This window comes from Botrimarina colliarenosi (assembly GCF_007859955.1).
GTDB classification, from domain to species: Bacteria; Planctomycetota; Planctomycetia; order Pirellulales; family Lacipirellulaceae; genus Botrimarina; species Botrimarina colliarenosi.
Genome location: NZ_SJPR01000001.1, coordinates 1519377 through 1541851, shown reverse-complemented (window position 1 = coordinate 1541851; position 22475 = coordinate 1519377). Strand labels below are relative to the sequence as shown.

Below are 22475 nucleotides of genomic sequence, written 5' to 3'. Positions count from 1 at the left end.
TAGCGGGGGTCAAGACAACTCTGTCGGCTCCCGTGCAACCCACTATCGTCTTATGAGACATATGGTTCAATTCCTAGAACGCAGGAGGATCAACCCACTGCATTCTGGCACTTGCCGGTAGTCTCCACCTCCGCGAGATTCGCGAGCGTGGTCTCGGCAATGCTTGTCATTGCCTCATGCGTGAAGAAGGCTTGGTGCCCGGTTATTAGCACGTTGGGGAACGTCAGCAATCGGGCCAGCGTGTCGTCGGGAATCGCATGGTCAGAGAGGTCTTGGAAGAAGTAGTCGCCCTCTTCCTCGTAGACGTCGAGGCCAAGATGGCCGACTTGGCCGCTCTTCAGTCCTTCGACGACCGCGCGGGTGTCCACCACGCCGCCGCGGCTGGTGTTGATGATCATCACGCCCCGCTTCATTTGGGCGAGCGACTCTGTGTTGATCAAGTGGTGTGTGTCGGGCGTCAGCGGGCAGTGCAGCGAGAGGATGTCTGACTCGCCGAAGAGCGTGGGAAGATCAACGTACTCAATCCCAATATCTTGACAGGCATCGTTCGGCCGCGGATCGAAGCCAAGCACCCGACAGCCGAAACCCTGCATGATTCGCCCGACAATCTCCCCAATCTGCCCGGTACCGATCACGCCAACGGTACGGCCTACCAAGTCGAAGCCCATCAGCCCGCCCAACGCGAAGTTGCCGTCGCGGACCCGTCCGTACGCGCGGTGCAGGTTGCGATTGAGTGCCAGCATGAGGCCAACGGTGTGCTCAGCCACCGCGTGGGGCGAGTACGCTGGAACCCTGACAACCTGCATCGACGCCGAGCGGGCAGCGTCCAAATCGACGTTGTTGAAACCAGCGCACCGCAATGCGACGGCACGGACCCCGCCCTCGGCCAGCCGTTGAATCGTCTCGGCGTCGAGCCGGTCGTTGACGAAGACGCAAACCGCGTCCCAACTGTCGGCTAGCGAAGCGGTCCCCCGCGACAGGCGGGCTTCCAGAAACTCCAGCTTGTGCCGGTGAGGCACATTAGCGATCTCGAGGAAGCGACGGTCGTAAGGCTGTGTGCTGAAAACTAGAGTCTTCATAGTTAAGTAGGTAAGGACGGAATGCAGAGCGGATCGATCCAACGATTCTACCGATCGCCGTTGGCTAGCCGAGGCCGCAACGCTTGCTGAGTATTCGCATGGGAAGGTGTTATCGCCAGTCTTTCCGGCGGACCCGGCGGCGATTTGCAATTCATAAAAATGGCGTTCTGAAGAGAGCGAAAGCACAAATCTCAGCATTTGTCGAGACGTGTCAGCCGGCGGCACTCCCGGGTCGTTAATTGATCCGGTGACCGACTAGGCCAAGACTTCATTTGTTCCCCCAGGAGGAAGTATCAAGGCGCGACCAGCAGTGATCGCTTCTCGAGCGATTTCGATACTCAGAACTCACCGAAGTTGCCTCACCCGAGGCGGATTGCTGGCTCCGCCAAATCGCAGCGGTCTCGTTGGCGTACTCAGACCTTTGCAGATGCGGCGACCGCCAAGTCGCTGGTATTGGTCGAAACTCGGCATGTTGCCAACCTCAGGAAGTCGACTGGGCGCGCCCTTTCGACGTTGCGAACAGCCGGCTATTTCCGTCCTCCCTTGCCGTACCAGCGTTCGGCGATCCGGTCGAGTTCGATCATCACGCCATCGAGTTCAAGCACCTTCTCGGTGAGCGAGTAAGTCACCTGGGGCGGGACGGTCGGTTCGTAATGTCGCGTGACCAGACCTTCCGACTCGAGCAGACGCAGTCGCTCCGTGAGCGTCTTCGTCGAGATCCGGCCCAGACGACGCCGCAGTTCGCCAAACCGCTTGGGCCCTTCGATATGCAGCCGATGCAGCAGGAGGAGCGTCCAGGGACTTGCTAGGATGGAGAGCAGCTTCTGGAGCGGCTCGTGCTCGTTGTCGGGGGCTGTTCTATCTCTATCGTTCGCCATTGCTTCCTCGCGGGAAACCTGCTTTCCAATAAGAAGCTACTTTATTCCGTAAAGCACAGTTCGTACAGTTCCAGACACATCACGCCCACTCCCATTAGGAGGCTGTGCTATGACGCTGGAACTACCCGATGCAATCGAGTCGTACTTCGAAGCGGACCGGGGCCGGGGAGAAGCGGTTGCAGACTGCTTCAGCCCTGACGCCATCGTCAAGGACGAGGGAAACACCTACCGCGGAATCGACGAGATCCGGCGGTGGCGCTCCGACGTCGCCGCCAAGTACACGTACAGCTGTAAGCCGCAGGCTGTCGACCAACAGAACGGCCACACCGCCGTGGCTTGCCGATTAGTGGGCGACTTTCCTGGCAGCCCGGCGAACCTACGATTCCTCTTTGCGATCGCGGGCGGAAAGATCGAGTCGCTGGAGATTGTTCCATGAGTTTCGATCTCCAACTCCAGGGGCGCTCCGCCGTGGTCACCGCGGCCAGCAAAGGCGTCGGGCGGGCCGTTGTCCAATCGCTCTCCGACGCCGGCATGCGTGTCGTCGCCTGCGCCCGGTCAGCGCCCGAATCGCTTCCGGGATCCGTGCAATTTGTGGGCGCCGACCTCACGACGGCTGACGGGTGTCGTGCGCTCGCACAGGCGGCGATCGAGCGACTCGGTCGGATCGATGTCCTCGTCAACGTGCTGGGCGGATCGAACGCTCCTCCGGGAGGCTTCGCCGCCTTGAACGATGAGGTTTGGCTCAGCGAGTTGAACCTGAACCTGCTCTCAGCCGTACGGCTCGACCGCGAATTGATTCCGACGATGACCCGACAAGGTTCGGGAGTCGTGGTGCATGTGACCTCGATCCAGCGGCAGCTTCCTTTGGCTGAATCGACCACGGCGTACGCCGCCGCCAAGGCAGCGCTATCGACTTACAGCAAGAGCCTCTCGAAAGAAGTGACGCCGAAGGGTGTTCGCGTCGTCCGCGTTTCGCCCGGTTGGGTTGAGACCGAGGCCGCCGTGGCGTTGGCGAAGCGGATCGCGGACGACGCTGGCGTCGATTACGAGGGGGGAAAGCAGATCATCATGGCTTCACTAGGGGGGATACCGCTGGGGCGGCCCGCCAAACCCGCCGAGGTGGCCGACCTGATTGCGTTTCTTGCGTCGCCGCGAGCGGGTTCGATCTCGGGGACCGAGTACGTCATCGATGGCGGAACCGTTCCCGTCGCCTGACTGCCAAAGCTATCCGCTTCGAAGCGACCGCTTCACCTCCGGCGTCGATTTCTCACCCACCCCAGCCAAAGGAGCCTCGACCAATGTCTCGAATCCCTAGCAATCGCAAAGTCCGCCGACAAAGCGGGTTCTTATGGCTGCTGTGTATGGTCCCGCTCGTCCTCGCTCCACTCGCGGTCAGATCGGAGGAGCCCGAGTCGTCCGACGAGCCCTCCCCTCGAGACGGCAGCGCGGTGACGCCCTCCCCAGTCTATGAGCTGCGGATCTATCACGTGGCGCCGGGCAAACTGGAGGCACTGAACAACCGATTCCGCGATCACACGCTGCGTCTCTTCGAGAAGCACGGGATCAAGAACGTCGGCTACTGGACGGCCGAGGGGGACGACAAACAGCCGCGGCTCTACTACCTGATCGCTTACCCCGATCACCCAAGCCGCGAGAAAATGCTGGTAAACGGGATCGCGGTGGACCCTGAGTTTCGGAGCGCTGTCGAGGAGTCGGAAAAGGACGGGGAGCTCACGACCAAGATTGAGTCCGTGATTCTGAACCCTACCGACTACTCGCCACTGAAGTAGTCGTGAGCGTCGTTTGGCTCTAGCAACCGACTAATACCTGCATTGTTAGATGGTGCATCACCCCGAGGCGACGAACGACGAGTGGGCAACTCGCCCGTGGCGGTTTAGCCACGGGCGCTACGGGCGGGTGGCTTTGGTCCCCTTGGGGGCATGGTTGCTTATCTTTAAGAACCCGGGACGAGCGATTGCAACTCGGCGATCTGCTGCTGCAAGCGCTCGATCTCGGCTCGGACCTTCGACTCGGGGAGACGCCGGTGGATGTGCTGCGGGCAGTTGACGTCCCAGGCCTCGATGTCGAAGACGATCGCGCGTTCGACCTGCGCGGGGTAGCTCGGGTCCCCCAACGCGGCGTTGAGCTGGTCATCACCTTCGACGACTCGGGCGCGGCCCCAGACTTTCACGCGCCGCCGGTTCTCGTAGTCCATCAAGAACAAGAACGCCTTCGGGTTGTCTTGGAGGTTGCCGAGCGTGATGTACTGCCGGTTGCCGCCGAAGTCGGCGAAGCCGAGCGTCGTCTGGTCGATCACCCTCAGGAAGCCGGCCGGCCCGCCGCGGTACTGGATGTAGGGCTGGCCCTCGGCGTTCGAGGTGCCCAGATAGAACATGTCGAGTTCGGATAGGAACTGCCGAAGATCCGGGGTGACCGTCGTTTGCCAGCCGCCGCGCTGTTCCATGCCGTGGTACGCTTCGCGCGAGCCTTTCGATTCCTGAATCGTCTTGACCGTCGGTGTAAAGGCGATGTCACTTGGGTAGCGGGACATGTCGACTCCGGTAAGGTGGGAAGCCTGTTTCGTCCTGAAGTAAGAACCCGCCGCCCCAAACAGGGCGGCGGGCGAAAGCGATCAGTGGCTGACCTTGCGATCCAAGAAGTCCCGCATCAGCCGGCCGATCTCGGCCCCGTCCTCTTCCAGGGCGAAGTGCCCCGTGTCGAAGAGGTGGAACTCAAGGTCCTTGAGGTCCCGCTTGTAGGGGTAAGCGCCGGCGTCCGGGAAGATCGCGTCGTTCTTACCCCAGACGATCAAAGTAGGGGGCTGGTGCTTCCGCAGGTACTCTTGCCAAGCCGGGTAAAGCGGTGGGTTGCTGCCATAGCTGTAAAACATGGCAAGCTGGATCTCTTGGTTGCCCGGGCGGTCGAGCAGCGGCTGCACGTGGTCCCACGTGTCGGGGCTGATTGATTCGACGTTCCGTACGCCGTGCGTGTACTGCCACTTCGTGGCGTCGATCGTCAGCACACCGCGGAGTGCGTCGCCGTTCGCGTCGGTCCGGTCCGCCCAGTACTTCTTGACCGGTTCCCAGAACGCGTTATCGAGTCCCTCCTCGTAGGCGTTGCCGTTCTGGACGATCAGCGAGTCAACACGCTCCGGCGCCGCTGCGGCGATGCGGTAGCCGATCGGCGCGCCGTAGTCCATCAAGTAGAGCGAGTACCGCTCGATGCCGACACGCTCGATGAACTTGGTGACGACCTGGGCAAGGTTGTCGAACGTGTAGTCGAACGCATCGACCGACGGCGCCGAGCTGTAGCCGTATCCCGGATAGTCGGGCGCGACGACATGATACTTCTCGGCGAGTCGGGGGATCAGGTCGCGGAACATGTGCGACGAAGTCGGGAACCCGTGCAGCAAGAGGACCGTCGGCGCGTCCTTCGGGCCCGCCTCGCGGTAGAAGATATCAAGCCCGTCGATCTCGACCGTCCGATAGCGAATTGATGGTTCGGCGGCAAAGGCAGGCGCCGCAGCCACGGCGGACAAGGCGACGATCAGCCAGCGGTAACGCGAGATTGTACGGTCCATCGGAAACTCCTTGGGGTGTGTCCGCCCATCAAGGCGGACGGATTGGTGACGGGGATCGGACTGATTTGACTCATGCAATGCAGAGGACGACGGCTGGCTCAGCGGGGCGCGGCTCTCCGAGCGGCCAGTGGAACTTACGCTCCGCCTCGGTAATGGCGAGGTCATTAATGCTCGCCTCGCGGCGACGCATCAGTCCTTCGGCGTCGAACTCCCACAGCTCGTTGCCGTAGGCGCGCCACCACCCCCCGTCCGCGGCGCGGTACTCGTACTGATAACGGACGGCGATCCGGTTGCCGTCGAACGCCCAAAGATCCTTCATCAGGCGGTAGTCTTGTTCCTTCTCCCACTTACGGGTCAACAAAGCGCGAATCGCTTCGCGGCCTTGCACGAATTCGTCACGGTTGCGCCACGTCGAGTCCTCGCTGTAAGCGAGCGACACCCGGCCCGGGTCGCGAGAATTCCAGGCGTCTTCAGCGGCGCGAACCTTGGCGGTTGCCGTGTCGCGTGTGAAAGGTGGTCGCAGGGAGGAAGGGCTTGTCATGGCTTTGTCCATTAAAAGGTGGGGGGGGAAAGGACCCCGAGCCGGCGCCTCGCCGGCCCGGGGCGAGGCGGCCCGGGGCGAGGCGGTCAGGCATTGCAACCGCAGGCGGTCGAGCAGGCTTCGGGATCGGCAGCCGCAAGCGGCGCTGCGGCGGGGAAGTCGATGTCGGTCTCGACGAGGTTGTTGAAGTAGTTCGTGAACACGTTCAACGCGACGTGCGCCACCACCTCCGCCACCGCTTCGTCGCTGAACCCGGCAACGTGGAACGCCTCGAGGTCGGCGTCCGACACGCGGCCACGCGACACGAGCACGGCGTTGGCGAAGCGAGCGACGGCGCGGCTCGCGTCGTCGACGCCATCGACGCGACGGGCGGCGTCGATCGCTGCGGGCGAAAGACCGACCATCTTTCCGATCGTCGAATGGGCGGCGAGGCAATACTCGCAGCCATTCGTCTCGCTGATGGCGAGGGCGATGATCTCCCGTTGCTGAGCGTTGAGCCCCTTGCCGGCGCCGATCGCGCCGGAGAAGTCGAGGTAGCCTCGGAGGGCGGCCGGCGAGCTTGCCAAAGCCCGGAGCAGGTTGGGCACACGGCCCATCTTCGATTTCGCCACCGCGAACAGTTCGGCTTGCTGCGGGCTGGCTTGCTCGGGAGCGATCTGGGGGAGGCGGGACATGGTTCGGATTCCTGTGGGGTGGGGAAAGCGATTCGGCGAGCTGCTGCTCGCTGAGAACCTCCCATTACACATCCGGCGCCAAACCGATGGATCCAACCACAAACGACTTCCATCAAAGGACTTAGGTGATTACTTGCCCCTGAAACAAGGCGACGAAAAATCGTCAAACGACGAAAAATCGTTATCGGACGACGAGTTGTCGTTATGCTTATGGCATGGCAGGTCCGAATCGTAGCGCTCCGCTGTTCCACGACCCGAAGCGGCTCCTGCTTGATCTCGCCCAGCAGCGCGAGCTTCCCTCCTTGCTCGATCTGTTGGTCTCACGGGTCGCCGAATCCGAGGCGGTTGCGCTCGTCCGGCTGTGGCTCGTGCGGCCCGGCGAAGGGTGCGCCACCTGTCCCATGCGGGATGAGTGCCCCGACCGATCGCAGTGCCTCCACCTCGTAGCGAGCAACGGGCGTTCGTTGGTCGATCCGGACCGCGACCTGTCGCGGCTCGATGGTCGGTTCCGCCGTTTCCCGATCGGCGTCAGGAAGGTCGGGCGAATCGCATTAAGCGGCGAAGCGATCGAAGCGCCCGACATGGCCGACCTGCCGGGATGGGTGGCCGATCCCGAATGGGTACGCGCCGAGCAGATCCTCGGTTTCGCTGGTCAGCCGCTCAGCCACCACGGCATGGTGCTTGGCGTGTTATGCGTCTTCAGCCGGGAGCGGATCGGAACGGAGTGCCTCGACTGGCTCCGGATGATCGCCGACCATGCGGCCGTCGCGATCGCCCACACACACGCCTGGCGGGAGGTGCAGCGGCTACAGGCGAGGCTCGAAGAGGAGAATGAGTACTTGCAGCAGGAGGTCGCCACGGAACAGGGCTTCGGCGAGATGCTCGGCGCCAGCCCCGCCTTGCGGAACGTCACTCAGCAGATCGAACTGGTCGCCCCCACCGAATCAACCGTCCTCATCCTTGGCGAGAGCGGCGCCGGTAAAGAGCTTGTCGCCCGCGAGTTGCACCGACGCAGCGACCGAGCCGAACGCCCCCTCATCAAAGTGAACTGTGCGGCGATCCCGCGCGAGCTCTTCGAGAGCGAGTTCTTCGGGCATGTCCAGGGCGCGTTTACCGGCGCGCTACGGGACCGTGTCGGACGCTTTGAGCTGGCCGACGGAGGCACGCTCTTCCTCGACGAGGTCGGCGAGGTGCCGCTCGACTTACAGAGCAAATTATTGCGCGTGCTCCAGGAGGGAGAGATCGAGCGGATCGGCGAGGAACGGACGCGAAAGGTCGACGTCCGCGTTATCGCAGCGACGAATCGGGACCTACGCGAAGAGTCACGCCAGCGACGATTTCGAGAGGACCTCTACTACCGCCTGAGTGTCTTCCCGATTCTGCTGCCCGCCCTGCGCGAGCGACGCGAAGACATCGCCCCCCTCGCCGAGCACTTCTTGCGGCAAGCGGCGCAGCGTCTCGGGGTCGATCCGCCCCGCCTTACCAAGTCGATCGCCCAGCGGCTAGAACGCTACGACTGGCCCGGCAATGTCCGGGAGCTCCAGCATGTGATCGAACGCGCGCTGATCCTATCACGGGGGCGCCCGCTGCAGATTGACCTTGAAAACACAAGTCCGAGTGCCGCTCCCGCGTCAACGCCCGACGAGACGGAGGTGCTTACCGACGCCCAGGTCCGCGATTTTGAGCAGACAAACCTGCGGCGCGCCCTGGAAGCCGCCGGGGGCAAAGTTCACGGCCCTGGCGGCGCCGCGGAGCTGCTCGGCATCAAGCCAACCACTCTGAATTCCCGGCTGAAGGCAATGGGCATGAAGGGTAAGTAAGGGTTTGGCGGCTACTAGAATCACTTCTCGAAGCGCCAATGGTCGACGTTGGGGAGGCGGTCGTCGTCGCCTGCGAACCTCAGACGCAGGTCATGCACGCCGGTGACGCCCGTCACGTCACAGGCGACCTCGTCCCACGTTTGCCAACCGCCGGTATCGTCGACCTCACAAGTCCCCACGAGCTTCCCGTCCGCTCCATCGAGAAGGATCTCGATTTTTCCGGAGGCGTGGTCGCTCGCGACGCGCGCCGTGAAGCGGCTGGCGCCATCGTCGCCAAAGTCGACGCCGACGACCTCGACCCAGTCGCCGTCGTTCAGCCCGGTGAGGTTCATTCCACCGTCGCCGTTCGGCTCGGTCTCGACGCCGTGCTGCGCGTGGAACGTCTCGGCTTCGGTTGTCTCGTACGGGTTGAGGTGGCCGAGTTGGGTGACGCCATCTTCGGTGTAGGTCACCTCCTTGATGCCGCCGTCGGCGTTGAATTCCATTACTTCGATCGCGAGGTTGCGGCGGAATCCGGTGGGGATGCCGGCCTCCTTGGCGACGATTCGGTTGTGGTAGACGTGATGCCAGCGGTCCTTGAACAAGAACTGTGCGGCGTGATTATTGTCGTTATTGATGGGGGGCTGCTTAGCGACGACGCCGCCGTACTCGAAACCTTCGATAGGGTGGTCGCTCGTCATGTAGTCGATTCGCATTTCGGCACGTGGCGTCGTCGAGTACGAAAAATAGTAGGTTCCATTGCGTTTGAAGACCCAGGCCGCCTCGAAGAAGTTGGGGGCGTGCATCTTGATCACCTCGCCGTCGAGGCTGGTCATGTCGCGATTCAGCTTGGCAACGCGGACGTTGTCGTCGCCATTGCCGCCAAAGTAGATATACGCTTGGCCGTCGTCGTCGATGAACACTCCGGGGTCGAATAGCCACATTCTCTCCGCAGGCTGAACGCCCGGCGTGCCGTGATTGATAAGGTCTTTGCCGAGTGGATCTGTAAACGGACCGGTCGGCTCGTCGCTCACGGCGACGCCGATGTTCGCGCCGCCATTGCCGAAGTAGAGGTAGTACTTGCCATCCCGCTCGATCGCCGCGGGGGCCCAGGTCTTCTTCGCCCAGGTGGTGCTGTACTCGGCGCGGAAGACCGATCCGTGGTCCGTCCAGTTCTTCATGTCGCTGCTGGAAACACAGACCACGTTGGGAATGTTGTACGACCCCTCGACGGGGCTCTCGTCGTCGTTCGAGCAGTAGATGTAGACGCGATCGTCGGTCACCAAACAGCTCGGGTCGGCCAAGTACCGGTGCGACACGATCGGGTAGTCGGCTCGGCAAGCGGTGACGAGGAGAACCCCCGCGATGACCCCGAGGGCGGTGCGTTGGTGGTTTGTGAGCATAGGTGTTCTTTACGGGATTATTCGCGAGAGTTGATTAGTCGACTCGAACCTTTCAATGTCGGAGGCTGTGGTCATGCCGGCGTCATCGCAGCCGTCTAGCCACGGCCAACGCCGGCAACAGAACCGTGATGCTACCGGGCTCGGGCGCCGTTAGGGACGAGACGGTGTCGATCGTTGCGCCGTAGTTGCTGCGCCAGATGTCGTAGTCCAGCAGGGTTATCTCGCCGTCGCCATCGCCGTCCGCGGAAGCGTACGCCGCCAGTCCGGTGGTTCCGAGAAGGTCTCGCCAGACGGTGTAGTCCGCGGCGTCGACCGTGCCGTCCCCGTTGTAGTCGCCCGCCAAGAGCGGCGCCGCCAACGAGTAGCCAACCCAGTCAAACCAGGTGCGCGAGAGGCTCCCGTTGAGGGTCGTCCAGTCGTCGACAAACACTTCGATACTCCCTCCCGCCGCGACGCTTTCGCGACCAAGGTAGACGCGATAGAGCAGGAGGTCGTTGTTGTTGGCGGCGACCGTCACGGCGTTATCGAATTGATCTTCGTCGGCGTGCTGCGACCCGTACTTACGGAAGTCCATGAGATTGTCGCTCTCAAGCCCCGTCAGCAGACGCCAATCCTCGTCGTTGTCGCTCCAGAAGTAGGCAAACACCTCGTAAACGCCGGCATCCAAGCCGGTGACCGTTGTCTTCAGAGCCGCAGCATCTTCGGCGCCCGATTCGTTGGAAGCGAGCACGCTACCGCCGTTGCCGAATCCCGTCCGCTCATGCCAAAGATTGTCCGCCGCGCCGGCGGCGTTGCTCGCTGCTGTCGAGGCGATTGGCGAACCATCGGTGCGGGTGGTGTTGATCGGCGTCGCGTCGACGTAGGTGACGGGCCTGCTCGGGCCGATCTCATCCCGGTCGATGATCCCAACGACCGCCGCATTGATGTCGTGGGCCGTGTTGTAGTCGCCCCGGAACCAAAACACCGATTGCGGCGCCGCCCCGTGCGTGTCGGGCGCGATGGGGCGGAGGTTGTCGACCGAAGAGTTCTCGGTGACGGCATGCCAGTTCCACTGAGAGCCGTCGTACTTCCCCCGATAGATCTCGTGATTGGAGGTCTCGGTCTGCCCGGTTGGGTCACGCGGATCGATATAGGTTGAGATGTAGAGCGTGTTCTCGTCACCGGGGATCAACGCTCCGACTCCGGTGTAATCTTGCTCCGGCCCGTAGAGGCGATCTCCCATCCGCGCGATCTCTTTGTTCACCCAAGTCGAGGTCGCCGGATTCCAGTGGGCGAAGTGCAGGCGATGGTCGATTGGGTTGTTCGTGCCACCGTCGTTGGTCAGCCCGTCCGGGTTCGAGCGCGACGTGTACAGCACCATCAGGTTGCCGTTGGAGTCGAGCGCGGCGTCGGAAGTCCACAGTCGGTTCGTTCCTTGCCCCAAGGGGTCGGGCGAGGCAACCAGCGTAAAGTCGGTGACGTCCGGCACGGAACCGTTTCCGGCCGTGACGTTGCTGTCGAACAAGTTGTCGTCGACCGTGTTCCCCATCAGGTCGAAGGTCTGCCCCCCTTCGATGTATCCCGCGAAGATGCTGTTGTTGTAGTTGCGCGGGTGGGTCTCGGTGGTGGCGAAGTAAATGCGGTCGACGCCGTTCGAGACGTACTTCGGGTAGGCCGAGTAGCCCTGGGCGTCGCTTTCCAGAAGTTGCCCCGCCCACTCGACGCTGTTCGTATCCGGATCGTAGCGAAGCACATTCGGCATGTTCTGCGCGGCGCCGTTGGTCGATAGCAGGCCGTAACTGCGCGAGATGTCGTAGACCTGGTCTTCTTCCGATAGATAGAAGAGGTTGTGGTAGCTGACGTTGGCGAACTCCGCGGTCCCGCCGGGGTGCGTGCTCGCGCCAGGCACGTTCTCAAACCAGTTGTACAGCTTCTCCTCGGACCAGGAGGTGCTGTCGCCGGGGTTGGTCGAAACTCGGAAGCGGGTGAACTCGTCCCCCAGTCCGCCGTTGTTGCCGTGATTGGCGTACATGGCCAGGTAGCGGCCGTCAGGAAGCACCAGGAGGGCGCCGACGTTGTGGTCGTCGTTTTGGATGGCCGGGTTGCTCGTTTGATTCGACAGCCGCGTCACAACGCGTCGCCCCGTTGTCGGGTTGAAATCAACCACATCGACGTTGCCTGGGTAGCCGCCCCCCTGCACGGTTTCGTCAAAGCCGACCGAATTGACAAGCACGTGGCCGTTATTCGGATCGACGATCGTCCGTTCGTCCGTGTACCAGGTCCAGTTCCCGTCGCTGTCGAACTGGATCAGATTGCCGTGCACTATGTCGGTGACGGGTCCGGGCGGCGGTGGGGGCTGAAGGCTGGCGGCGACGGCGTCGAACGCGATGTTGCGCTGCGTCCCGGCGCCAATCCGCTCTGCTCCGAGCGAAATGCGGAGCCGTGCGGCGTTCGACGGGACCTCGGTCGCTTGCAGGTTTTCGACGAACGCCCAACCGCCTCCGGCTTGGGTGTCGCCGACGTAACCCGCGCCCAGCATCCCGCCACCGGCGTCGAAGAAGTCGTAGGAAATCGTACCCAAGTCGTTTGGGTCGTTGTCGAAGTAGGCGTACGACAGTCCCAGGTACAAGTCGCCCACGCCGATTTGCGAACCGTACGGGGTGAGGTCGATGTCTTGGTAAAGGAGGGCGGCATTCGCCTCCCCGCCGATGAGCGAGCCGGCGTCGCTGTAGCCGCCGTAGGGCCAATTCGCGGAGATGAACTGATTGCTACCGGCGTAGCCATCGCCCGGGTCGGCGCCCGCTAGGGAACTATCGCCGGTCCAGAACGGGTTGGACCCCGGCGCAACGCTCCACCCCGCGGGGATCGACATCAGCGAGCCCGTCTCAAAGCCGCCGTTAATCACGTTCAGGTCAATGCGACCAACGGCCGCAGTTGGCGTCATCGCAATCAGGCACGATGCGAGCAATGACGTCGTTAGGTTCGCTTTGCTCATTTTTTAGGAGCCCGAGGTGTGCAACAAAGTAGAAGACGCGATCAAGCGGCGGAGCCGCCCGGCAGATACGGAGACATCAAACTATTGCGGTGCATGGCGAGTCGCACTTGTTTGCATGGCGAACGAACGAGGGTTGCCTGGTGTCGATCACCAAGCGATCACCAGATCGGAGGCCAGTTCATCAAGCCACGTGCTTGCCTCTTCAGCGGAATCGTCGTCGGGCGAAATGGGGACTGGATCGCCAACGAAATCGGAGTTCACTAAGTCGGCTGACTGCAACGCCTCGTCTCGCAGGGACGCGGTCAGTAGCAGGGACTCAAAGTCATTCGACGAGACATCGGACGGAGTGAACCGGGCGGTTAGACCTCTTGGGGCGGCGAACCGGCCTCCGATCACCACCGGAGCAGTTCGGCCGACCGCCTGGGTCTCGGGATCGGACTCCGTCGCTACGATCCGGCCGATGCCGCTGCCGTCGGTTGTGGCGCTGGCTTGGGCGCTCTTGAGACTCTCACCGAAAGCATTGACGGCGTTCACCACATAGTAGTAGTCCGTGCTCGACACGAGGCCGGTGTCGCTATAGCCGGTCGCCGTGACGCCCGTGGCGATGACCGAGTAAGAGCCGCCATCGATCGTGGAGCGATGGACGTTGTAGCTTGCCGCGTTGGGCGACGCCGACCACGTGAGGTCGATCTGCGAACTGGACGTGGTGGTCGCCACCAAGCCGCCCGGTGTCGGCGGCGCTAGGCTCTCCGCCGGACCGTCCCCCGTGGGGTCCGCCAAGTTGTCGAGCTGGAGGACAAACTTGTCGAGCCGGGTTCCGTTCTCTCGGTAAGAGATTTCCAAGACGTGATCGCCGGCGCCGAGTGAGTTGACCTGTGCGTTATCGGTCGAGAACCAAGCTCCAACGCCCGAGCGGTTGTTCTCCAGATTCCAACTTCCGTTATCGAGGCGCCAGAAGAACGAGTCGTCTTCCGCCGAGTTGGACAACAGACGGAACCAGAACCCGTAGTCACCCCCCGCCGAGATGTTGAAGTTGTACCTAACGACAAACTCGTCGGACGTCCCCGCCGGCGAGCTGCCGGTGTGGTTGTACGCAGGATCAACTTCGATGTAGGCGTCGCCCGATGCGGAGGTGTCATCGCCGGTGGTCCAACGGCCGCCACGTGTGCCGTTCTCCGCCTCCATCGAGACGACTCCACCGGCCTCCTGGAAAAACCGCTCGTTCTTCGCTAACGCCTCAGAGCTAATCAGGCTCTCCCCGCCGGGGCCGACCGCGCTGACGACGTAGTAGTAGTCGCCCTCCTCGGGGGCGGGGTCGCTAAAGCGCGTCCCGGTGACGGCGGTGGCGATGGCGACATAGGGTCCTCCGGCGTTCGGCGCGCGACTCACGTTGTAGGTCGTGGCGCCCAGCGAGGAACTCCATGAGAGCTCGACACGGCGGGCCGGGACGCTGCCGCCGTAGTTGTCGGCCCAGAAACGGTGGTCGTCGGAATCGACCATTCCGTCACCATCGCCATCGGCGCCTTGCCCCGGCGTCGCCGTGGCGGCGCCCTGGTTGTCACGCCACACGGTGTAGTCGGCGGCGTTCACCACGCCGTCGCCGTTGTAGTCGCCGGGCGTCGCCGCATCGCTGCTCCACGTCGCCGTCTGTCCCGTGGGAAAGGACGGCGTGCTCGGCGAAACGATCGCCCACTGCTGCTCGGCGCCGTCGGAGCGCTGCAGGAACTGAGCGAAGTCACCCAGCTCCGTCGATCCGCCCGCCATGCCGACGCTCCCCCCCTCGTCGGCGACGATGATGTTGAAGAAGCCGTCGCCGGCGGGCGCGAGGATGAACCGCCGTGCGGAGGCGTTGTCGAAGCCCCACGGCGTCAACCCGAGCGGGTCGTCCCCCTCCTGAGAGAAGACCGGTGCGTACGTGTTGCTCCAGGTCGAATTGCTCGCAGCGGCGCTGACGATGCTGTACTGACCGGCGCCGCGATGAACGAGGCTCCACCGCTCGTTTGCCGAACCGGTGTACTCGTTTTGAACGACGACATCGCTCCCTTGCGACGTTCCCCTCTCGAGCGCCAGCCCACTGTTGCGATTGACGAGCTTGTAAATGCCGTTGGGGAGAGGACCCGCAGTCGATGGCGCCAATTCGATCCAGTTGAGGTTGAACCCGCCGGTGACAACCTCCAGCCGGACCTTTTGCCTGCCGGGCTCGAGATAAACCTCCCGCTCGACGGTCGTCCAGTTTTGGTCGCCGCCCGTGGCGGGGAGCTGCCAGACGCCGGTCTTATCGTCTTCGTGCAGAAGGAGACGCACCGCGCCGCTTGAGGCGCTCGCCACCCGCAGCCGCAGCGTGTAGTAACCGGGCTCACGGACGTTGATCGTGTACTCAAGCCATTCGCCGGCTTGCGTGTCGGTCAGATTGAAGTCGCCGTTACGGTCGTCGGTCAACTCGATATCGACCCCCACGTCGGTCCGCAGCGCGCCGCCCACATTGACGGCATCGGTGTCGCTGTAGGCGACGCCCTGCGCGCCGGTGTCGAAGGACTCTGCCTCGATGCGTAGCGTCCCTGAGAGGCCGGCGGTGACCCGTGGCAGCCCGCCGTTGCCGTACACCCCGCGCTGGGCCGGGAACGTGCCGAAGTCAGGCGTCCATGAGATGCCCGCCCTGTCGATCAAGTCGCTGTAGGTCTCGGGGGCAAAGATCGACGAGGAGATGAAGTTGGGTGGGATGTGCTGGAACGTGAGCCAAGAAATCCTCAGACGCTCGTACTCCGAAATCTGCTCCACCACGAGGCCGTGGTCTTGCGAACCCCACTCTTCGCCGGCCACCTCGGTCATGAAGACCGGGTACCCAGCGTCTATGAGCATTTCTACGGCAGGGATGGTGGACATGCCCGCGTAGCCGTGGAACGCGACTCCGGTGTTCGTCCAGTCGATCGACGCCGCCTGCGACACCTCGTTGATGTCGGCGAGCGCCGAGGCGCCGTCGCCCAGCACCGCGATCGAGAACAAGAGGATTGGCGTTTCTGGCGCCAGCGAGCGGATCAGCGTGTAGGCGTCGGCCTGCATCTGGAGGGCCGCATCCGGGTAGGGGGTCGACCAGGCGTGCGGCTCGTTCTGGACCTCGAAGATTACGTGGGTCTCGTCCTTGTAACGGTTGGCGTAGAGGGACCAGAAATCCATCACGTAGTCGTAATTGAAGCTCCCGTTGTTTCCGCCATTGCCGATCGTGAGAACGAGATAGAGACCCTCGTCGCGGGTCATCTGCACCATCTGGTCGATGCGACTCAACGCGTAGCCGGGCGCCGTTCCTGAACCCGGCACGCCCGACTGGTAATTGGGGTCGAACACCTCGCCATACAGATGGACGGCGTTCGCCCCGTAGTTCTTGATCTGCTGAACGTTGCTCAGCGGCGGCGGATTTCCCCACTCGGTCGAGGCGAACGGCCCCCGCAACAGGGCGCCGTTGTCGGCGACAAACGTTGTCCCACCGGCGTTGAGGATTGGTCTCCCCCGCGGCGCCGCGACGACCGCCGCGGGTGCGTCGAAGGTGGCTAGCGCGGCGTGACCGGCTTGTCCCGCATCGCCGACGGTGGCGGCGGTGATTCGACCAATCCCCTCGGTAATCGGAGTCACCGTAAGCTGATCGAGGTTGCCGCCACTCGAACCAATCGCCGTGAGCCGTACGGTGTTGGCGCCTTCGGTGAGAATGACCTGCGCGGTGACCGAGGTGTACGAATCCCAGCCGCCCGTTGGCGCAAAGCCCATGCCGCTGACGAGGATCTCTCCATTGACGGTCAGCCGCAGCGGGCGGTCTGCCGAGTCGCCATTCGCGTACCGGAAGGCAAACTCGAAATTACCCGCCGTCGGCGCCGCGATGGTCCACTCGACGTAGTCCCCCGTTGGGGTGACGAAGTCGGCGTAGCCGCTCCCGGTGAAGCCGAGCCACTCGGTCCCGACGACGGCTCCCGAAAGGAACGCGTCTTCGGCCTCGACGATCAAAGGTCCCGGGACCGGGGTCGCGCTCGTTTCCGAGCTGAGCGAGCTTTCGCCGGCGCCGTTGATCGCGCTGACCCTGTAATAGTAAGTCGTGCCGGCTTCGAGGCTGTCATCGCTGTAGCTGCCCGCTGGCGCCCCGGCCGCGATCAGTTCGTAGGGACCGCCGCCGACTGTCGAGCGATAGACGTTGTAGCTCTTGGCGCCGGGAGTCGGCGTCCAGGCGAGGTCGATGCGGGTGGCGATCGTGGCCGTGGCGTCGAGGCCGGTTGGCGTTCCCGGCGCCGGGGCGCCCGCGTTCGGGAGCGTCGCCAGCAGTTGCGGGCGCGTCCCGGCTGCAACACTCTCACTCGAGTGGAAGCCAATATAGTTGTTGCCGACGTTTGGCATCGAGAGTCGTAGCGACAGCACGCCATCGCCCGCCGCTTCGCTGAGAACCGCACTGATGATGTCGATCGTCTTCTGCTGGCCGACGACGAAGCCCGACACGACCGCCAGCGCCGTGCCAGTTCCGGACGGCTGGTTGTTCCAGGTCGCGCCCGTTTCGCTCCAACTGTCGTCCACCACCAGTTCGACCCACATCGGATCGCCGCTGTCGATCTGAAACGGCGTCAGCGACAGCAGCACGCTCGAAGCGTCGGCGAGGTCGCTCACGTCGAACCTCAGGAACGTATTCCGAGTGAAGCCGGCGCCGCCGTCGTTCTTCACCACGAGCGTGGTGTCGGCGCCGAAGTTCGAATTGACGCTCCCTCCGTCTCGCACGTAGGTGTCCGCGACCGGTTCGAGCATCGCCGAAGCGGGCGTCGCGACGCTCGCTTCGACGCTAGCGAGGCCCTCGCCGACATCATTGACGGCCGAAACGACGTAGTAATAGGTCGAGTCGGCGAACAGCCCCGTGTCGGCGAACGAGACGCCGGTCACGCCGATCGCCACCGTGACGTAGGGTCCGCCGATGGACGTCGCACGCTTGACGGTATAGCTCTCGGCGCCTGGCGAGGCCGTCCAAGAGAGGGACGCCTCGTTGAACGCCAGGGCGACGGCCGCCAACCCGCCCGGCGCTGCCGGGGGCTGCGTCGTCTTGGTCGTGGCAACCACCGATGCGCTTGCCGTGCTCGGGCCGTTCGCGTTCACTGCCACGACCACGTAGTGGTAGTCCGTGAGCTCCTGCAGCCCGGCGTCGCTGTAGTCGGTAGCGGTCACGCCCGTCGCAATGGTCGTGTAGGCGCCGTCACCTGTGGCGCGCAAGACGTCGTAGCTGTCAGCGCCGGGCGAGGGCCACCATTCCAGATCGATCTGCGACGCGGTGGCGCCCGTCACAGAAACCCCGACCGGCATGAATGGCGAGTCGCCCGGTGACCAAGTCGCGCCGCCGACCAACTCCAAGTGATCGAGGTTCGGCAGACCGGTTGCGCTAGTCGCCACGAGTTCGATCGCAGAGACGCCCTCTGGCACGCTTGCGTAAGCGGTTACGAGGCCCCACTCGGAGAGGGATCCTGTCGACGTGAACTGGATGTCGGAAGCGACCGTCACGCCGTTCACGACGAGGTCGGCGGTCTGGTTCCCCGCGCCAGCGTACCGAAAGGTGAATGACTTGACGGTTGATGCATCCAAGTCAAGCACCCAGTCGACGCTGGCGCCCGCCACATTCTGCGTGTTCGCATAGCCGGCGCCGTTGTAGCCAGGCTGACTGGCTTCGATCACGCCGTCGACGCCGGCAAAACTAGGCGCGCCTTCCTCGATCACGAGTCCACTGCCGTCGGCCGTGGGGACCAGGACGATGTTGTCGAGGTAGAGGTTGGACGCCCCCGTCGATCGGGCGCGGAGTTCGATCGTGTTCTCGCCTTCAGTCAGCGAAACCTCCAGCGTGGTGACAGCCCAATCACTCGTCGAGGCGGTCGGGGTGAAAGTCGGCGTGCCGGCGAAGACCCCGTTCACGTAGACATCGACGGTCGTCACCGTCGAACCGGTGACGGAGTACCGCGTTTCGAGCTCGAACACGCCGTCCTTGAGGACGCTGAACGTATCCCTCACCGCCGCCGAGGAGCTCGTTCCGAAATTCAGGTAGCCTTGTCCCGTATAGTTGCGGATCGACCCCCATTGCCCAGCTGTCGTGACGTTGTTGATGTTCCTGTAGTCGAACACCTCCGCCTCATGCTGGAGAGGGCCCGTGTAGGCCAATGGGCGATCCGGAGCGATGATCGTCGCGGGCGTGAACTCGGTTAGGCGATCAACCGCGGCGCCGGCCGCGTTGACGGTGATGTCGATCGCGCCGTTGTGCTCAACCGTCAGGGTGAACACCCCGTCGGTCCAGTCGCTGGTGACGACGCTGGCTTGGTGGCTCGCTCGGTCCGCGTACGACCAACTCGGTTCCGACGTCGCGCCGTAGATCTTGATGGTGTCGGTCTTTAGACCGGTGTCGATGACGTTGTCGTAGTTGTTGAGGTAGAACGACAGGCTGTCGGCGTGTTCCTTGACGATCCCCGTGGTGTACTGGGAGAAGGTCAACTCCATACGGTCGCTGGTGTTGTACTTCAGCGGGATGCTGGCGCTGGCCGTCTGCCCCGTTTTGAACGGGTTGTACACGACCCAAGCGTTCTCATGCCTTCCGGCATACAAGTCGCCGGTGTACTCCTCCGGGAACAACGCATTGAGGTCGTCGACCTTGTCCCCGAGGGTGGGCCAGATGGTGTTGTAGTCCGACCGGTCGATCTGCACTTCGAACGTCTGGGCGAGGTCGTCGTCCAGGTCGAACACCGTCGGAATGGTGGGGTAACGTCCCGACGACTTGAAGAAGCTTTTGTTGTTCTCGTAGTTGCCGTCTACGGCATAGACCCCTTCGAACAGCGTCTGGGGCGAGGCGTAAACCTGCTCGGGCGTGCCCGAATCGATGTCGTTGATGACAACGACCTTGGTTCGCTCGATTACCTCCTCACGGGTCGGGATCCGCACCGTGCCGTCTAGGACCTTACGGAACAGGTCGAAACTGACGTTGTCGAACTGCGAGAAGGTGTCCCAGTTCCGCTGGGTGTAGCCGTTCCCCGCCGGGATGCGGTTGGTCTCGTAGAAGTTCTGCGTCCAGATCAGCTCAGGGCCATCGACCACGGTCTGGCCGGTCAGCAAGGCGTGCTCAAGTTGTGGCGCCGCACCGGTCACCAGCGTGAAGTTTTCGTGGTTCCCGTCGGCGTCCGTCCAGCCGGTGTCGTCGTAGCGGATTCCGTAGTTGCCGCTGTAGCCCGACAGGTACGCCCCCAGGGTGACGCTCTCCATGTCGAGTTGGTAAGACTGCTGGGTGTACTTCTCGAAGAGGATGTAGTTCTCCGTATAGTCCCGGGCCGCTTGCGCGAAGTCCGGCGACCGCTTCATCATTGCGATCGGATTGATGCTCTCGTTCCATTGGTTCCCGCACCAACTGACGATCAAGTAGCCGCCGTACTGGTTGCTCAGTTCCAGTAGGTTGGCAAAGTGGGCCATCCGATCGGTCCATTTAGCCGACAGCGGATCATTGGAGTCATCGAACCCCCAGAACTGTTCGGCGTAGCTGAAGCCGATCAGGTTCGGGTAGTCGCGGTAAAACTCCTCGTAGACCGAGAGGTCAAAGTCCGAGAACTGAGCGAACCCGCCGCTAGAGTGCTGGATAACCGCCCACATCTGGTTCTCGGCGCAGACCCGTAGCCATGACTTGGCGATCTCGTAGCCGTACTCGGCGACTTGGAACTGGCTCGTCTCGGCGTCGTGGCTGATGGACAGCGAGATGTTCATCACCACGTAAGGACGGAGGTCCTCCGGAATCAGGTCGATGATCTTCTGCGGGTCGGCGTAGTTCCACGTATCGATGTGCACCAGCCACATCGGCTGCTCTGGCGAGATCGGCCGTCGCAGGTTGCTCTCGGCGGGGGTCTGGTGAATCAGCGGCGTGACGGTCAGCTGGTCGAACGCGCCGCCGCCTAGACCCGTCGTTGTGAGGCGGATGGTGTTCGCTCCGGCCTCTAGGAGGGTCGAGGCCGTCAGCTCTTTCCAGTTGGACCCGTCGCCGGACGTGCCGAAGATGAACTCGGGGTTGATCAGCTGTCCGTTGACGGATAACTCCAACGAACGCGAAAGCGTCGAGTCGAGCGCGTACCGAAACCCGAGACCGTGTTGGCCCCGCTCAGCGGCAGAGACGGTCCATTCGATGTAGCCGCCAGTCGCGGACGTGTAGCTCACGTAGCCGTCGCCGAAGAAACCCGAGCCGACCGACGCTTCGACGGCGCCCGAGAGAGTTGCGTCCTCGGCCTGCAAGACGCGCGGCGGCGTCGCCACGTTGCTGACCTCACTTTCGACGCCATCGACGATGGCGGTGATTACGTAGTAGTGCTCGACTCCCGGCGGCGCCGGATCGCTGAAGCGGTCGCCGATCACTCCTGTTGCGATCGTCGAGTAGGGTCCATCGGGCGTCGCCGAACGCTTGACGTTGTAGCTGGTCGCGCCGGGGGCCGCCTCCCAAGCGAGTTCGACGCGTCCCTCTGCGGAATCGGCTCCGTAGTTGGCGGACCAGAACGCATGGTCTTGCTCGTCGACTCTGCCGTCCCCGCTGCCATCGGCGCCCTCCCCCGGCGTCTGTACTCCGCCGAAGGCGTCGCGCCAAACCGTATAGTCGGCTGCGTCAACCGCCCCGTCGCGGTTGTAGTCGCCAAAGAGCGCCGCTTCGGCGCTCCATGTCGCCGATAACTGGACGGGCGCCGCAGAAAGGACGAGGCGTTGCTCGAGCGGCTCGAAACTTGGCCGCTCCTGACCAGACCCGTGAGCACTGAGCCGTCGCGAATTTTGGAGGGCCGCCGAGCCTCGCCAGCGCTTGGGATTCCTTGAACGCTTTGCCATGCTCTCTGATCCGAATCGCTGAGGTCTCGGTTCCTAGTAGGATTGCACACTCCGCCGGTGAAGGCGCTGGGCCTGCGATCGCATTGAATCGGCGCCCGCTAGTGACAGAAGCTGGGATCGATGTCGGCTGGCGACACGGCGTCTTACTGGAGGACGAGGCCACGGAGCATCGTCGTGAAGGCGTGCTACCGTTTGCGTGGCACATCAAAGTTGACGGTCACGGAACGCTCTTCGCCGGTTATCGACAGCTTCTCAGGCGCCCAACCGGATGGGACCAAGCTGAGTTCTCTCGGGGATTTCCCCTCGCCAAGAGGCCCGGAGAAACAATCAATCCTCACCGTGTAGGTCCCCGGCAGGAGGCCATCTCCGTCTTCAAACGTTCGCGCTGCAAACTCGCCGTCCGTTTGGAAAGTCGCCATTGCCGGCCGGCTCGGCAGGCCTTCTCGACCGGTGCCAGCGACCTGAGTGAAGATAATCTGACCTGGATTAGGCGGCGGTCCGCCGGCGATCGTGACGTTGCCAGAAACCTTGGTCATCGGGAGGCCGGAATCACTACAACCCACTGCCAACAGGCAAAAGACCGTCACGATCAAGGAAACACTGAAAAGTCGAGGCGTCTTCATATTAACCCGATAGATCGATGTCGCTTTAACCCATTCGTAACGCCGCGATCCGACCGCATCTCAACTGCTATTAGTCGGAG

General features: G+C 63.0%; 13 protein-coding genes. 4 read left to right on the top strand and 9 right to left on the bottom strand.

The genetic code is table 11. The features are described from left to right. Positions 1-89 precede the first annotated feature (89 nt). Together Pla108_RS06020 and Pla108_RS06015 are read right to left on the bottom strand one after the other, a co-directional pair. Complete coding sequence (locus tag Pla108_RS06020) at positions 90-1079, bottom strand: 2-hydroxyacid dehydrogenase (protein WP_146443966.1); 990 nt, start codon at positions 1077-1079, stop codon at positions 90-92. A gap of 527 nt (positions 1080-1606) precedes the next feature. Beyond that, a complete protein-coding gene (locus Pla108_RS06015) occupies positions 1607-1957 on the bottom strand; it encodes a winged helix-turn-helix transcriptional regulator (RefSeq protein ID WP_146443965.1) in 351 nt (116 codons plus the stop codon). A gap of 109 nt (positions 1958-2066) precedes the next feature. Here Pla108_RS06015 and Pla108_RS06010 point away from each other — a divergent pair, with 109 nt between their 5' ends. The 3 genes from Pla108_RS06010 to Pla108_RS06000 all read left to right on the top strand — a co-directional run bounded on the left by Pla108_RS06010 (position 2067) and on the right by Pla108_RS06000 (position 3747). Beyond that, positions 2067-2393 carry a nuclear transport factor 2 family protein gene (locus Pla108_RS06010; RefSeq protein ID WP_146443964.1) on the top strand — a complete coding sequence of 109 codons (327 nt, stop codon included), beginning with the start codon at positions 2067-2069 and terminating at the stop codon, positions 2391-2393. Continuing rightward, positions 2390-3172, top strand: a complete 783-nt coding sequence (locus Pla108_RS06005; RefSeq protein WP_146443963.1) for an SDR family oxidoreductase — start codon at positions 2390-2392, stop codon at positions 3170-3172. The genes Pla108_RS06010 and Pla108_RS06005 overlap by 4 nt, the downstream gene beginning before the upstream one ends. Before the next feature lie 83 nt (positions 3173-3255). Then, positions 3256-3747 (top strand): NIPSNAP family protein, encoded by a 492-nt coding sequence (locus Pla108_RS06000; RefSeq protein WP_146443962.1) that lies wholly within the window; start codon positions 3256-3258, stop codon positions 3745-3747. Between the two features lie 164 nt (positions 3748-3911). On the opposite strand, the gene Pla108_RS05995 is transcribed toward Pla108_RS06000, so the two are convergent. The 4 genes from Pla108_RS05995 to Pla108_RS05980 form a co-directional block, all read right to left on the bottom strand. After that, the gene (locus Pla108_RS05995) at positions 3912-4508 is read right to left on the bottom strand and encodes a pyridoxamine 5'-phosphate oxidase family protein (protein WP_146443961.1); all 597 of its coding nucleotides are present in this window, start codon (positions 4506-4508) and stop codon (positions 3912-3914) included. A gap of 81 nt (positions 4509-4589) precedes the next feature. Next, a complete protein-coding gene (locus Pla108_RS05990) occupies positions 4590-5537 on the bottom strand; it encodes an alpha/beta fold hydrolase (protein WP_146443960.1) in 948 nt (315 codons plus the stop codon). Positions 5538-5607: 70 nt separating this feature from the next. Continuing rightward, positions 5608-6078 (bottom strand): nuclear transport factor 2 family protein, encoded by a 471-nt coding sequence (locus tag Pla108_RS05985; RefSeq protein ID WP_146443959.1) that lies wholly within the window; start codon positions 6076-6078, stop codon positions 5608-5610. Between the two features lie 86 nt (positions 6079-6164). Next, on the bottom strand, positions 6165-6752 hold the full coding sequence (locus tag Pla108_RS05980; protein ID WP_146443958.1) for a carboxymuconolactone decarboxylase family protein: 588 nt from the start codon (positions 6750-6752) through the stop codon (positions 6165-6167). Between the two features lie 215 nt (positions 6753-6967). On the opposite strand from Pla108_RS05980, the gene Pla108_RS05975 reads away from it, so the two are divergent. Next, a complete protein-coding gene (locus tag Pla108_RS05975; RefSeq protein WP_146443957.1) occupies positions 6968-8572 on the top strand; it encodes a sigma-54-dependent Fis family transcriptional regulator in 1605 nt (534 codons plus the stop codon). Positions 8573-8592: 20 nt separating this feature from the next. Here Pla108_RS05975 and Pla108_RS05970 read toward each other — a convergent pair whose 3' ends face one another. From Pla108_RS05970 to Pla108_RS05960, 3 genes are all read right to left on the bottom strand, one after another. After that, the gene (locus Pla108_RS05970; RefSeq protein WP_146443956.1) at positions 8593-9954 is read right to left on the bottom strand and encodes a glycoside hydrolase family 43 protein; all 1362 of its coding nucleotides are present in this window, start codon (positions 9952-9954) and stop codon (positions 8593-8595) included. An 82-nt stretch (positions 9955-10036) separates the two neighbouring features. Then, complete coding sequence (locus Pla108_RS05965) at positions 10037-12928, bottom strand: BNR-4 repeat-containing protein (RefSeq protein ID WP_146443955.1); 2892 nt, start codon at positions 12926-12928, stop codon at positions 10037-10039. A gap of 147 nt (positions 12929-13075) precedes the next feature. After that, complete coding sequence (locus tag Pla108_RS05960; RefSeq protein ID WP_146443954.1) at positions 13076-21772, bottom strand: glycoside hydrolase family 98 domain-containing protein; 8697 nt, start codon at positions 21770-21772, stop codon at positions 13076-13078. Positions 21773-22475 lie beyond the last annotated feature (703 nt).

What these genes read in the sequence shown, in the direction of transcription:
- Pla108_RS06020 (WP_146443966.1), bottom strand. Translation starts at nt 1,079, where the DNA reads ATGAAGACTCTAGTTTTCAGCACACAGCCTTACGACCGTCGCTTCCTC.
- Pla108_RS06015 (WP_146443965.1), bottom strand. Translation starts at nt 1,957, where the DNA reads ATGGCGAACGATAGAGATAGAACAGCCCCCGACAACGAGCACGAGCCG.
- Pla108_RS06010 (WP_146443964.1), top strand. Translation starts at nt 2,067, where the DNA reads ATGACGCTGGAACTACCCGATGCAATCGAGTCGTACTTCGAAGCGGAC.
- Pla108_RS06005 (WP_146443963.1), top strand. Translation starts at nt 2,390, where the DNA reads ATGAGTTTCGATCTCCAACTCCAGGGGCGCTCCGCCGTGGTCACCGCG.
- Pla108_RS06000 (WP_146443962.1), top strand. Translation starts at nt 3,256, where the DNA reads ATGTCTCGAATCCCTAGCAATCGCAAAGTCCGCCGACAAAGCGGGTTC.
- Pla108_RS05995 (WP_146443961.1), bottom strand. Translation starts at nt 4,508, where the DNA reads ATGTCCCGCTACCCAAGTGACATCGCCTTTACACCGACGGTCAAGACG.
- Pla108_RS05990 (WP_146443960.1), bottom strand. Translation starts at nt 5,537, where the DNA reads ATGGACCGTACAATCTCGCGTTACCGCTGGCTGATCGTCGCCTTGTCC.
- Pla108_RS05985 (WP_146443959.1), bottom strand. Translation starts at nt 6,078, where the DNA reads ATGACAAGCCCTTCCTCCCTGCGACCACCTTTCACACGCGACACGGCA.
- Pla108_RS05980 (WP_146443958.1), bottom strand. Translation starts at nt 6,752, where the DNA reads ATGTCCCGCCTCCCCCAGATCGCTCCCGAGCAAGCCAGCCCGCAGCAA.
- Pla108_RS05975 (WP_146443957.1), top strand. Translation starts at nt 6,968, where the DNA reads ATGGCAGGTCCGAATCGTAGCGCTCCGCTGTTCCACGACCCGAAGCGG.
- Pla108_RS05970 (WP_146443956.1), bottom strand. Translation starts at nt 9,954, where the DNA reads ATGCTCACAAACCACCAACGCACCGCCCTCGGGGTCATCGCGGGGGTT.
- Pla108_RS05965 (WP_146443955.1), bottom strand. Translation starts at nt 12,928, where the DNA reads ATGAGCAAAGCGAACCTAACGACGTCATTGCTCGCATCGTGCCTGATT.
- Pla108_RS05960 (WP_146443954.1), bottom strand. Translation starts at nt 21,772, where the DNA reads ATGGCAAAGCGTTCAAGGAATCCCAAGCGCTGGCGAGGCTCGGCGGCC.